At 41.1% G+C, this 13,804-nt stretch carries 10 protein-coding genes and 1 pseudogene; 8 read left to right on the top strand and 3 right to left on the bottom strand.

The annotated features are described in order from the left end of the window. Positions 1-3 precede the first annotated feature (3 nt). From ACI6PS_RS10530 to ACI6PS_RS10540, 3 genes are all read right to left on the bottom strand, one after another. Positions 4-750 carry a DNA polymerase beta superfamily protein gene (locus ACI6PS_RS10530; RefSeq protein WP_421012529.1) on the bottom strand — a complete coding sequence of 249 codons (747 nt, stop codon included), beginning with the start codon at positions 748-750 and terminating at the stop codon, positions 4-6. Positions 751-1,248: 498 nt separating this feature from the next. After that, positions 1,249-3,696, bottom strand: coding sequence for a T9SS type B sorting domain-containing protein (locus ACI6PS_RS10535; RefSeq protein ID WP_421012530.1), 2,448 nt, complete (start codon positions 3,694-3,696; stop codon positions 1,249-1,251). A 106-nt stretch (positions 3,697-3,802) separates the two neighbouring features. Beyond that, positions 3,803-4,291, bottom strand: coding sequence for an LNS2 domain-containing protein (locus ACI6PS_RS10540; protein ID WP_421012531.1), 489 nt, complete (start codon positions 4,289-4,291; stop codon positions 3,803-3,805). Between the two features lie 163 nt (positions 4,292-4,454). Between ACI6PS_RS10540 and ACI6PS_RS10545 the strand changes: the two genes are divergently transcribed. From ACI6PS_RS10545 to ACI6PS_RS10580, 8 genes and pseudogenes are all read left to right on the top strand, one after another. Further along, a complete protein-coding gene (locus ACI6PS_RS10545) occupies positions 4,455-5,396 on the top strand; it encodes a helix-turn-helix domain-containing protein (protein ID WP_421012532.1) in 942 nt (313 codons plus the stop codon). A gap of 86 nt (positions 5,397-5,482) precedes the next feature. Further along, entirely contained in the window at positions 5,483-6,250 is a 768-nt protein-coding gene (locus tag ACI6PS_RS10550) for an SDR family NAD(P)-dependent oxidoreductase (protein WP_421012533.1), read from the top strand. A gap of 386 nt (positions 6,251-6,636) precedes the next feature. Further along, on the top strand, positions 6,637-7,068 hold the full coding sequence (locus tag ACI6PS_RS10555) for a MarR family winged helix-turn-helix transcriptional regulator (protein ID WP_421012534.1): 432 nt from the start codon (positions 6,637-6,639) through the stop codon (positions 7,066-7,068). Between the two features lie 63 nt (positions 7,069-7,131). Then, entirely contained in the window at positions 7,132-9,522 is a 2,391-nt protein-coding gene (locus tag ACI6PS_RS10560) for a 3-hydroxyacyl-CoA dehydrogenase NAD-binding domain-containing protein (RefSeq protein WP_421012535.1), read from the top strand. Positions 9,523-9,648: 126 nt separating this feature from the next. Continuing rightward, positions 9,649-10,109: pseudogene (gene tnpA / locus ACI6PS_RS10565) on the top strand (IS200/IS605 family transposase). 249 nt (positions 10,110-10,358) lie between these two features. Continuing rightward, positions 10,359-11,543, top strand: a complete 1,185-nt coding sequence (locus ACI6PS_RS10570; protein ID WP_421012536.1) for an acetyl-CoA C-acyltransferase — start codon at positions 10,359-10,361, stop codon at positions 11,541-11,543. 36 nt (positions 11,544-11,579) lie between these two features. Further along, on the top strand, positions 11,580-11,933 hold the full coding sequence (locus tag ACI6PS_RS10575; protein ID WP_421012537.1) for a four helix bundle protein: 354 nt from the start codon (positions 11,580-11,582) through the stop codon (positions 11,931-11,933). A gap of 45 nt (positions 11,934-11,978) precedes the next feature. Next, positions 11,979-13,775, top strand: a complete 1,797-nt coding sequence (locus ACI6PS_RS10580) for an acyl-CoA dehydrogenase family protein (RefSeq protein WP_421012538.1) — start codon at positions 11,979-11,981, stop codon at positions 13,773-13,775. Positions 13,776-13,804 lie beyond the last annotated feature (29 nt).

Below are 13,804 nucleotides of genomic sequence, written 5' to 3' on the forward strand. Positions count from 1 at the left end.
CCTTTACTTTAACCAATTAATAAAAACCCTATCCAACTCCTCCGCCATCTTCTTCCCACCTTTTAACCCAACAGCATTTTCCTCATTAAACTTTACCGTTTCGATCAAAAACTCCGTAATCATTACCTCCTTCGGATGCAAGTATTTCTCATCTTGATTCGCTTTAATAGCTTGCAATTCCAATATTTTTTCTTGTACAGCCAATGGAGCAATCGGTACTAATTCAGCAAAAGCCACAGGCGGAAAACTATTCCGTTCAATAATCCATTTTCCGGCCAAAGCCGTTCTTAGTGCGTAGAAATAACTTTTCAGTTTCACTTCTTCCGCTGTACAAACGTCCATAAAATTCTTGGTCGTTCCCAGATAATGGTGCAAACACGCAATAAGCGAAAAGCAATCCTGAGCCAGCGATTGCATCTGCTTCAAAAAGGCATCATCCTGATAATACACCACAGGCGAATGCAACCACTCCAGCAAAGGTGCATTGGATTTTGCTAATAATTTTACGGCTTTCCGTAAATCCCAACCCGAACCATCCAAATCGTCTTCGGTCATAAACTCAATCACATCAGGTTTGTCCCATAGCGATAAATAATAATCCAAATCGTGCTTGTAGATAAACCGAATGTCATAGTCACTATCGGGAGATGCAAATCCCCAAGCACGACTTCCTGACTCACAAGCAAAAAGAATTTCAACACCTTTTTGCTTTTCTATTTCCTTTAATTTTTCTAAGATTTTATTTTCCATAATTGTATCAAATTTAACAAAAAAACAACCACAAAAACAAAATTAGTATCAAATCCTAAAAAATACCCATTTATAGGGATGTTGTTCGGGTCTTCTTCGGGTGTTCTTCGGTAGTTGTTCGGTAAAAGGGGTAGTTTTGCGAAGCGCTTCCGAAGAAGACCCGAACAACACCCGAAGAAAGGGTATAAAAACAAGCCAAAAAGCCTACTTATTTCACCTCTTTCCTACCCTTTTTTTGAAGGTATTTTTCAACCTACTTTGTTCGAAGATGGTTCGAGGATCGTTCGACTCCACTTTTTGCAATTTTCTACCCCATTTTTGCAAAATGGACCTTCCCTCGAACAAGGGTCGAATAATGATGGAACTGGATACGGAAAAAAGCTGTTTTGAAAGCCTAAAAGGAACCCTAAAACAATAGTAATTCATAACAGAAAGCAGACCATTTTCATCCGTTGAAATCAGACCATGTTTAGACGCTGTAAAGCAAAAAAAGAAGCATTATCGGATAAGGGAAAAATGAGATCGGAACGATTTCGATATATTATTTTCGACATATTCCACCACAAACCAATAATCGGTTGAAGGCATCAATTGTCCGTTACAGGTACCGTCCCACCCACTTTGAAGATTGCCAATTTGCGTCAGTAGCTTTCCATAACGGTCAAAAATAAAGACCCTGGTAGTGTTGTTGTCCAAACCGTTGATGGTCCAGTAGTCGTTATAAGTATCTCCATTTGGGGTAAAATATTTTGGATAGTTGACAATGAGTAGGTTTTTAAGCACTGAAACAGTATTGCATCCGTCGATATCCAATACTTCAACCGTATGCAGGCCTGTCGGTACATTCTCGAAAACAGGGCTCGACTGGAAGTGTCCGTAGTCCAGTTTATAAGAATAATTGCCAGCCGGAGTAGCGATTATGGTGATGGTTTGGTTTTCAGAAAAAGCATCTGACACGCTATAGTCCAAGCCTGTCAAGACAGTTTCATTGACCGCAATTGAAATGGTTTGGCTAGAGGCACACTGACCACTGTCGGGAGTAAAAACGTAGTTTCCGGCGCTGAAGAAATTGATGACCGACGGTGACCAGGTTCCCGTGATGCCGTTTGGCGATACCAGTGGCAGTGTGTCAGAGCGGTCGTTTGAACATACCGAAAGGTTCGTGAAATTAGGTTGCTGGTGGGGAATAACATCCACATGCAGTATTTGTGTGGCATAGCACAAAGGGGTGGTTGGCGTGAAAACATAATCGCCACTGGCCATATTGTCTACTATCGGGGGCAACCACGTACCTACTACGCCATTTGGAGCTGTATTGGATAATATTGGCGCAGTATCGCCCGCACATATCGGATTGATAGGGTCAAAATCGGAAACAAGGGACGGCTCCACGTCAAGAGTAAACTGAAAGGGTGCTCCAGTGATGCATTGCCCTGCATCGGGAATAAAGGTATATACCGTCTGCCCTGTAACATCGGAAGTTATAACAGGCGGATTCCAAGTACCCGTAATGGGAACGGTATTATTGGAAGAAGCGGGCAATAGCGGAACATTCGAAAATTGACAAATACTGGAAGGAAAAGTCCCAAATACGGGAGCCTCAACAGGAACCACTGCAATAGGGAAACTGACAACCAATGCACAAGGAAATGCAATTCTATCGGGTGTAAAAGTATAGGTCTGGCTGGTACTGCCATTGAACACACTCGGGCTCCACACACCTGGAATTCCATTTAAGGAAGTCGTAGGCAATACGGGCGGAACATCGCCCATGCAAATCTTTTGAGGCAGGTTGAATGTAGGTGTTGTAACGGCTACACAAGGGCAATTGACTTGAACTGGCTGGGTATAATCATTCGGATCAGGGGACAAGCCTGTATTTTCATACCCATTGCCTATCTGTCCGAAATAATTAGAGCCCCATCCGTAGCCCATTCCATCAGTCTTCATTCCTATCGCTTGAAACAATCGGGAAGAAAGAGTAGCCCAATCTGTTGCAGTACCAACCTGAAGCAATACATCACTGCTGTTATTGGTTCCGTTGCCTAAAAACGCACTTCCTGTAGCCCACAGAGTGCCATTGTTTTTGATAAAGAAACTTTTTGAAGACCCTGATTCTACCAACTTCCAATCGTTGTCTGTGCCAATCTGAGTGGGTGATAAAAAGGTGGGTGTTGCCCCTAATCCAAGCTGACCTGAGTTATTGTCGCCCCATCCCCATATTGTTCCATTTGTTTTTAGAGCGAGGCCAAAATCAAAGGATGCAGAAACAGCGGCCCAATTGGTATCTGTGCCTACTTGAAGCGGCGTAAAATGACTGCTGTAATTGCCTGTACCCAACTCTCCTCGATTATTATAGCTTCCCCAGGTCCAGAGCGTACCATTTGTTTTGATGGCGGCCGTAAATCCATTTCCTGCATCAATACTTTTCCAGTTGGTATCAGTTCCGATTTGAGTCGGAGCCGATTTTATAGTTAAAGTACCGTCTCCTACTTCCCCATTCAAATTGATTCCCCAGCCCCAAAGCGTACCGTTTGATTTGATCGCATAAGAAAGTGAACCACCTGCGGAAATAGCTACCCAATCCGTATCCGTTCCGATCTGGGTTGGTGCGATTAATTGTGTAATGCTTCCGTGTCCCAAAGCATTAAAAACGTCAAATCCCCAGACCCATATAGTACCATCGGCCTTTAGCGCAAGACTGTGCATTTTTCCTGCCGAAATGGATACCCAATTGGTAGCGGCACTGATCTGAACCGGAACGCTTCTATTGATCATCGAACCGTCCCCAACAGTTCCTTGTGAATTAGATCCCCAACCAAACAATTTACCATTTTGATGTATCGCAACCGTGTGATTATCACCACTGCTCAGTGCTTTCCAACATTGGCTGTGAGCGGTACAACTAAAAACAAGAAGAACTGCCAAGAATAAAATTCGGTTCATGCGGGGAGATGTATATTTGTAAGACAAAAGTATTATAAAAATGCAATTCAAGGAAGAAAAAATAAACAACCCGAAATGATTACTAAAACCACAACTGAACACCAAATCAAAAATCCCCATAATACACCTGGAAGCAAGGCAATTTTAAGTCCTTCCGCCAAGTATCCACCACTTGGTTGCGGTCGTCCAAGACAAATTCTATAAAATACTTGCCCTTGATGTGGTCGTTATAGATTTCGGTCTTGATGATGGAATCCTTGCGGTTGTCCTTTGATTTACGCATCAGCAGGGCATCAAAGACAATTTCGTGCGTCGTTAGGAAACGCAGAGTAGGTTCCTTGTAGCGGTCTTCCCTACCCGATACCAACAGGATGGTATAGCCGAGCTTTTTATAATTCTTCAATAGATTGGCCACCGGATCGTTAATCAGGTCTTGGTCGCACGTACTGGCGTCAAAAGGATTCCGCCCGTTCATCAACGCTAGCGTACCGTCCAAATCACAGATAATGGCCCTCGGAAGTGTCGGGTCTTGCTGGCAATATTCGGGCATGTCTTTATCAAAATGCTTTCTACTCGGTCGGTTATTGGGCTTCATACGGTTGCTTTGAGGTTTTGAAATTCTAAAGTACGATATTTTTATAAAAACCATGACCATACTACTCTAAGTCTTTAAATCTTTTCAATCTTTTCAATCTTTTCAATCTTTAAATCTTTAAATCCCAAAAATCCCTACCTTTGATTTTTACAACGAAAGCAACATGAGCTCCATCACCATCAAAGAGTTTTACCAAGAGATTTTAGGACAGACCTGTCCCGACATCGATTTGTTCCTTACCGAAAACATCAACAAGGACATTGGTCATTTTAATGTTTTTGATATTTCGGAAATATACAGGGCCTGCAAGTCCAAACCCGAAATGCCGTACAACAGGCGTACTTATTACAAGATTAGTTTGATAAAGGGACAAAACCGTGTGGAATATGCCGACAAGGTGATCCATATTGAAGATTGTGCCATTCTGTTTGCCTCGCCTAAAGTACCCTACAATTATACCAACCAGTGCGAGAACCAATCGGGACATTTTTGTGTGTTTACAAAAGACTTCCTGCCAACCGCCAAAATCGGAATGGAACTCGACAACCTGCCGGTATTCAGTCCGCAAAGCGATTTTATCTTTCAGATTTCAACCGAGCAGTTTCAGCAGTTCGAGGCTATATTTATGAAAATGCACGAGGAAATAAAGTCCGACTACCTCTACAAATACGACCTGTTGCGGCATTATGTAATGGAACTGATTCATTCGGGACAGAAGCTAAAGCCGATACTTCCCATAGAAAACAACAAGACTGCCGCATCCAGAACGACAACGCTGTTTATCGAATTATTGGAAAGGCAGTTCCCAATAGAAAACAGGAGCCATCTTTTGAAGCTGAAAACACCTGCCGATTATGCTGGTATACTGGGAGTTCATGTAAATCACTTGAACCGTGTATTAAAGGAGACGACTGGAAAAACCACGGGCGAAATCATTGGAAGCCGTCTCTATCAGGAAGCGAAAATGCTCCTTTCGCAAACGCAATGGAACATTTCGGAAATAGCCTTTACGCTGGGGTTTGAAGAGGTGGCACACTTCTCCAACTTCTTTAAAAAGCACAGCCAGCTATCGCCCCAACAATACAGGGAATTACAGCTTGTTTGATTTTTACAAATTATCATTTGATTTATGCAAATAGCATAATGTAGTTTTGCCTGAACTTTGCCGTATCAATTTAATACATTAAAAAAATGGCAAATAAGCAAAATAAAATAGTATTGGTTACAGGCGGAAGCCGTGGACTAGGAAAGGATTCGGCTCTGCAATTGGCAAGAAGAGGATTTGATGTCATCATCACCTATCAATCCAAAAAGGAAGCGGCAGAAGAAGTAGTAAAAGAAATCGAAACCATCGGACAAAAAGCATTCGCCTTGCCGTTGGACATTGCTTCAACAGCAGGATTTGACACCTTTACAGCGGACGTAAAAAATATTTTGGACACTCAGTTTGCTTCGGCAAAACTGGATGCTTTGGTCAATAACGCAGGAATCGGCATCAATGCAACCATTGAAAACACTACCGAGGAAATTTTGGACGCAATGACCAACATCCACTTCAAGGGACCGTTCTTCTTGACACAAAAACTCCTACCTTTATTAAACGACGGCAGTAGTATCGTCAATACATCATCTGGATTGGCACGCTTTTCTTTTGAAGGCTATGCGGCGTATGGCGCCATGAAGGCTGCGGTAGATTCCTTGTCAAGATACCAGGCATTGGAATTGGGAAGCAGAAAGATAAGAGTCAACTCAGTAGCACCGGGTGCCATCGAAACCGACTTTGGCGGAGGAGCTGTTCGCGATATTGCCGAGTACAACCAAGGGATATCTTCGCAAACCGCTTTAGGAAGAGTGGGTTTACCAGACGACATCGGTACCGTAGTAGCCTTCCTTTGTTCAGACGATTCAAAATGGATCAATGCACAAAGAATTGAAGCAGCCGGAGGATTCAGAATCTAATTTTCTTCCACATCAAATTATAAAAACCCATTCGACGGAAAGTTGAATGGGTTTTTAAGTTTTAAGTCTGTCCCAAACTTTTCCACTCAAATTCCAAATACCTTCATTCTTAAAACCACCACATGCTTCTTAATGTTGTCTAACCCTATCAAAGTGCTTATAAAGCCGTATCAAAGTGCTATTAAAGCCGTATCAAAGCCCTATTAAAGTGCTTATAAAGCCGTTCAAGCATATTGAAAAAGGCATATAAAATCATTGCGCTAGTCACAAAAGAAATCCGTATTTTTACTTGAAACAAGTAATTTGTTTTCAATTGCTCCAAAAAAAACTCTTTATACTATGCGTGCATAGTATTTTTTTATTATCTTTGAAATAGTTACAGCAACATGAAAGACAAAACAATAGATTATATCTTGAGGGCAACTTGGCAAGCCGTGTCAAGGATGTACAATGAAGAGGCCTCAAAATACGGCGGTACGATGGCAACAGGTTTTGTCTTGTTAAGCATTGATAAGGATAAAGGAACACCATCAACAGCATTGGGTCCGAAAATGGGAATGGAAGCAACAAGCCTCACACGGACGCTAAAGTCGATGGAAGAAAAGGGACTCATCAAAAGGAAAAAAAATCCAGATGATGGCAGAGGTGTTTTAATTTACCTGACCAAATTTGGAAAAGAAATGAGAGATCAGTCTAAAAGTACAGTATTGAAGTTCAACGAGATTGTCCGTCAGAACATCTCAGATGAAAAGTTGGAGCACTTTATTGAAGTCGCCGAAACCATCAACAGCCTCATTACAGAAAAGAAAGTGTTCTAAAGATCAGTATCGGAGAATCCTTTCGAATAAACAGATAAACAAACAACGAATAAACAATAAATAATGAAACGACTGATTAAAAAAGTTGCGGTAATTGGTTCGGGAATCATGGGATCGGGCATCGCCTGCCATTTTGCAAATATCGGTGTAGAAGTAATGCTTCTCGATATCGTGCCACGTGAACTCACCGAAGCCGAACAGAAAAAAGGATTGACTTTAGAAAGTAAAGTAGTAAGAAACAGAGTGGTGAACGACCACTTGGCAAATGCCTTGAAATCGAAGCCCTCTCCTATTTACCATCAAAAGTTTGCCAGCAGAATCACAACAGGTAACACTACCGATGATTTGGCTAAAATTGCTGATGTCGATTGGATTATCGAAGTAGTAATCGAAAGGCTTGATATCAAAAAGCAAGTCTTCGAACAGATTGAGAAATACAGAAAACCGGGAACGTTGATTACCTCCAACACCTCTGGTATCCCCATTCACTTTATGAGCGAAGGCCGTAGTGAAGATTTCCAAAAGCACTTCTGTGGCACACACTTCTTTAACCCAGCACGTTATCTAAAGTTATTCGAAATCATTCCGGGTCCGAAAACATCTACGGAAGTATTGGATTTCTTGAATGAATATGGAGAAAAGTTCCTAGGCAAGACTTCGGTCGTAGCAAAGGATACTCCGGCGTTTATCGGAAACCGTATCGGTATTTACGGCATCATGAGCATGTTCCACCTCGTAAAGGAAATGGGACTCACCATCGAAGAAGTAGATAAATTGACTGGTCCTGTCATCGGCCGACCAAAATCCGCTACGTTCAGAACCGTTGATGTGGTGGGATTGGATACATTAGTGCACGTTGCGAATGGTTTGTACGAAGGCGTTCCAAACGACGAATCACACGACTTGTTCAAGCTTCCCGACTTCATCAGCAAGATGATGGAAAACAAATGGCTCGGAAGTAAAACCGGACAAGGCTTTTACAAGAAAGTAGACAAAGACATCTTGTCGTTAGACTTAGATACTTTAGAATATAGAGCCGCTAAAAAAGCTTCTTTTGCCACTTTAGAATTGACCAAGACCATTGACAAGCCGATTAACCGTTTCAAGGTGTTGGTAAAAGGAACCGACAAGGCTGGAGAGTTCTACAGAAAGAACTTTGCAGGCATGTTCGCTTATGTGGCCAACAGGGTTCCTGAAATCACAGAAGATTTATACAAGATTGACGACGCCATGAAGGCCGGCTTCGGTTGGGAAAATGGACCATTTGAAATCTGGGATGCCATCGGTGTTGAAAAAGGTATCGAATTGATGAAAGCCGAAAACCAAGAGCCTGCAGCGTGGGTAACCGAAATGCTGGCTTCTGGAAACAAATCCTTCTACACCATCAAAGACGGTGCAACGTATTATTACGACATCACTTCAAAAACACAGAAAAAAGTTCCAGGTCAAGATTCGTTCATCATATTAAACAATATTAGAGAAAGCAAAAAGGTTTGGAGCAATTCAGGTTCCGTAATCACTGATTTAGGTGACGGCATCTTAAACCTTGAATTCCAGTCTAAAATGAACACGATTGGTGGCGATGTTTTACAAGGAATCAACAAGGCAATTGACTTGGCTGAAAAAGAATATGCCGGTTTGGTGATTGGAAATCAAGCGGCGAATTTCTCTGTTGGAGCAAACATCGGAATGATATTCATGATGGCGGTGGAACAGGAATACGACGAATTGAATATGGCCATCAAGCTTTTCCAAGACACAATGATGCGCGTTCGCTACTCTGGAATCCCAGTCGTAGTGGCTCCACACGGTATGACTTTGGGTGGTGGTTGCGAAATGAGCATGCACGCTGATAAAGTTGTCGCTGCTGCAGAAACCTATATCGGTTTGGTAGAATTCGGTGTCGGAGTCATCCCAGGTGGTGGTGGTTCTAAGGAAATGGCCTTGAGAGCTTCGGATTTGTTCCGCAAGAACGATGTGGAATTAAACGTATTGCAAGAGTATTTCCTAACCGTAGCCATGGCAAAGGTTTCCACTTCCGCTCACGAAGCCTTCGATTTAGGCATCTTGCAACACGGAAAAGACATCGTAGTCATCAACAAAGACCGTCAGATTGCAGAAGCCAAAAAGCAAGCATTGATTCTAGCAGATGCGGGATACACCCAACCTATAAGAAGAAAAGATGTAAAAGTTTTAGGAAAGCAAGCCTTAGGAATGTTCCTAGTTGGAACCGACCAAATGCAAGCCGGAAGCTACATCTCCGAACACGACAAAAAGATTGCCAACAAACTGGCCTATGTTATGGCTGGAGGCGATTTATCAGAAGCAACTTTGGTAACAGAGCAATATTTGTTGGATATCGAAAGAGAGGCTTTCTTATCACTTTGTACGGAAAGAAAAACATTAGAGAGAATCCAGTTTATGTTGACGAAAGGAAAACCTTTGAGAAACTAAACTCCGTAGGAGTGTCCTGTTTATAGCACAGATAATCAGATCAGAAAAGCTCCGTAGGAGCGACCTGTTCATAGCTTCATAGGAGCGACCCGTCATACATTATATGAACATTAAAAATAAAAATATATGCCAAACACCTATTCCCAAATTTACATACAAATTGTATTTACAGTAAAAGGAAGACAGAATTTAATAGATAAAGGTCACCGAGAAGAATTGCATAAGTTCATAACGGGCATCGTTAAAAAAAGAGGGCAAAAGTTATTATCCATTTTCGCAATGCCGGACCACGTTCATTTGTTTATCGGATTGCAACCAAATTGTAGCATTTCAGATTTGGTTAGAGATATAAAAGCAGGCTCATCAAAGTTTATAAATGACAGCAAGTGGATCAAAAGCAAATTCAATTGGCAGGAAGGATTTGGCGCTTTTTCTTATTCTAGAAGTCATATTGATAATGTAGTGAAATATATTTAAATCAAGAAGAACATCATAAACAGAGAACATTTAAAGATGAGTATTTAGATTTTTTGCAGAAATTCGAAATTGAATATGAAGAGAGATATTTGTTTGATTTTATTGATTAAATAGATTAATAGATTGTTTGAAATGGAATCATTTATTATCAGGTCGCTCCTACGGAGCTTAACCCATAATCCACATTCGTTTCTATAGACAGTTTACCCCTACGGGGCAATATTGCGAAATAAAATAAACTCTAGCATAATGATTTAGTTTGTAGAATAATAATTGTTTATGATATGAAAATAATCACCATAAAAGGAACTCCATTGGAGTGACTTGTTTGTAAAATTTGTTAAAACAACACAAATAAAATGAATAAAACAGCATACATCGTTAAGGCATACCGAACAGCGGTAGGCAAGGCACCAAAAGGACTATTCAGATTCAAACGTCCGGACGAATTGGCTGCAGAAACCATTCAATACATGATGAATGAACTGCCTGATTTCGACAAGAAAAGAATAGACGACGTAATGGTCGGAAACGCAATGCCGGAAGCCGAACAAGGTTTGAACGTTGCACGATTAATTTCTCTCATGGGATTGAAAGTCGATGATGTTCCGGGAGTTACAGTAAATAGATATTGTGCTTCTGGATTGGAAACCATTGCAATGGCAACGGCTAAAATACAATCAGGAATGGCAGATTGCATTATTGCAGGAGGTGCCGAAAGCATGAGCTTTATCCCGATGGGAGGTTATAAACCAACACCCGACTATGCGGTAGCAAAAGAAGGTCATGAAGATTACTATTGGGGAATGGGATTGACAGCGGAAGCAGTTGCAAAACAATTCAAGGTTTCTCGTGAAGACCAAGACTTATTTGCTTTCAACTCGCACCAAAAAGCCTTGAAAGCACAAGCTGAAGGCAAATTCGACAAGCAGATTGTTCCGATTACGGTAGAGCAAACTTACATCGATGAAAACGGAAAGAAAGCAACAAAATCATACGTAGTAAATAAAGACGAAGGTCCGAGAGCTGACACTAATTTGGAAGCTTTGGCGAAACTAAGACCTGTTTTTGCAGCCGACGGAAGCGTTACAGCAGGAAGCTCATCTCAAATGAGTGACGGTGCTGCCTTTGTAATGGTAATGTCAGAAGATTTGGTTAAAGAATTAAACTTGGAACCAATTGCAAGAATGGTAAGCTATGCTGCCGCTGGAGTAGAACCAAGAATTATGGGAATCGGTCCTGTAAAAGCTATTCCGAAAGCCTTGAAGCAAGCCGGATTGTCGTTGAATGACATTGAATTATTCGAATTAAACGAAGCGTTTGCATCGCAATCTTTAGCTGTTGTCAGAGAATTAGGTATCAATCCGGATATCGTAAATGTGAACGGTGGAGCGATTGCTTTGGGTCACCCGCTGGGTTGCACAGGAGCTAAGCTTTCAGTACAATTATTTGATGAAATGAAACAGCGAGGAAACAAATATGGTATCGTGACGATGTGCGTGGGAACTGGTCAAGGCGCTGCTGGGGTTTACGAGGTTCTTTAAGAGAAGAAAGAGCCAAGAAGCAAGAGAAAAGACTCTATGAAACATAACTTTAAGAATCTGAAAATTTGGATTTTGTCAATGGAGATAACATCAGATATACATAAAATCTGTTTGACGTTTCCAAAAAATGAAATATATGGATTAGTAAGTCAGATGAATCGAGCCGCTGTATCAATGCCTTCAAATATCGCTGAGGGTTCAAATAGAGGAAATATTCATTTTAAACATTTTCTGAACATCAGTTTAGGTTCTTCTTTCGAATTACAGACACAATTAATTATTGCTAATCAAAACGAATATATAAACAATGAAAAAATGATTGAAATAGAAAACAAGATTATCGAATTCCAAAGGATGACTGCTGGTTTTATCAGCAAATTGGAGGTATAGTCTTTTTTCTTGCTTCTTTCTTCTTTTCTCTTAAAAAAATATCCAATGACTGAAAAACAAATCGCACGAGGTGGTCAATTCCTTGTAAAAGAAACAAAAAGCGAAGACATCTTTACTCCGGAAGACTTTTCGGAGGAGCAATTGATGATGAAACAGACGGTGAAAGAATTTGTGGACAAAGAGATTTGGCCAAACAAGCACCGTTTTGAAAACAAAGACTTTGCTTTCACCGAAGAGTGTATGAAAAAAGCAGGTGAATTGGGACTTCTAGGAGTTGCAGTTCCTGAAGAATATGGAGGACTCGGAATGGGATTTGTTTCCACAATGCTCGTTTGTGATTATATTTCGGGAGCAACGGGTTCGTTTTCGACTGCTTTTGGAGCGCATACCGGAATCGGAACGATGCCAATTACTCTATATGGAACAGAAGAACAAAAACTAAAATACGTACCAAAATTAGCTTCAGGCGAATGGTTTGGAGCCTATTGTTTGACGGAACCAGGAGCAGGATCTGATGCCAATTCTGGAAAAACTAAAGCCGTTTTATCAGAAGATGGAACACATTACAAAATCACAGGTCAAAAGATGTGGATTTCTAATGCTGGTTTCTGTAGCGTCTTCATTGTATTTGCAAGAATTGGCGATGATAAAAACATCACAGGTTTTATCGTAGAAAACGATCCTTCAAACGGAATTTCGATGAACGAAGAAGAGCACAAATTGGGAATCCGTGCCTCCTCTACCCGTCAGGTTTTCTTCAGTGATACGAAAGTGCCTGTTGAAAACATGCTTTCTGAAAGAGGAAACGGTTTCAAGATTGCCATGAATGCATTGAATGTAGGTCGTATCAAATTAGGTGCTGCTTGTTTGGATGCACAAAGAAGGGTAACTTCTGGAGCGGTTAAATATGCCAACGAAAGAATCCAATTCAATACGCCAATTTCAAATTTTGGAGCGATTCGTTCCAAGATTGCTGAAATGGCCACTTCTTGTTATGCAGGTGAAAGTGCTTCTTACAGAGCGGCAAAAAATGTGGAAGAACGCATTGAAGCTCGTGTTGCCAACGGAGAAAGTCATCAAGATGCTGAATTAAAAGGTGTTGAGGAATTTGCTATTGAAGCTTCTATCTTAAAAGTGGCGATTTCGGAAGACATTCAAAACTGTGCGGATGAAGGAATTCAAATCTTCGGTGGTATGGGATTCTCTGAGGATACTCCGATGGAAAGTGCCTGGAGAGATGCTAGAATCGCAAGAATTTATGAAGGAACAAACGAAATCAACCGCATGCTTTCCGTAGGGATGTTGGTTAAGAAAGCCATGAAAGGCCACGTAGATTTATTGAGCCCTGCGATGAAGGTACAGGAAGAATTGATGGGAATTCCAGATTTCAACACGCCTGATTATTCTGAATTATTTGCCGAAGAAAAAGAAATGGTTGCCAAATTGAAGAAAGTATTCCTGATGGTAGCTGGCGCAGCCGTTCAGAAATACGGTCCGGATTTAGACAGTCACCAACAATTGTTGATGGCCGTCGCCGACATCTTGATTGAAATCTACATGGCTGAATCTACGATCTTGAGAACCGAGAAATTAGTGAAATCAAAAGGTCAGGAAAACGTGAAAGAACAAATAGCAATGGCGCAATTGTATTTATACAAAGCGGTTGATATCGTGAATGCAAAAGGAAAGGAAGGAATCGCTTCGTTCTCTGAAGGTGATGAGCAACGTATGCTTTTGATGGGATTGAAACGTTTCACCAAATACACCAACCTCCCAAATGTAGTAGCGTTGCGCGAAACAATTGCTGAGAAATTGATCTCTGAAAACGAATACTGCTACTAAATCAGTTCGTTTTAAGCATAAAAAAACCG

Origin of the sequence: Flavobacterium sp. PLA-1-15, from assembly GCF_049060005.1 — a bacterium.
Classification (GTDB): Bacteria; Bacteroidota; Bacteroidia; order Flavobacteriales; family Flavobacteriaceae; genus Flavobacterium.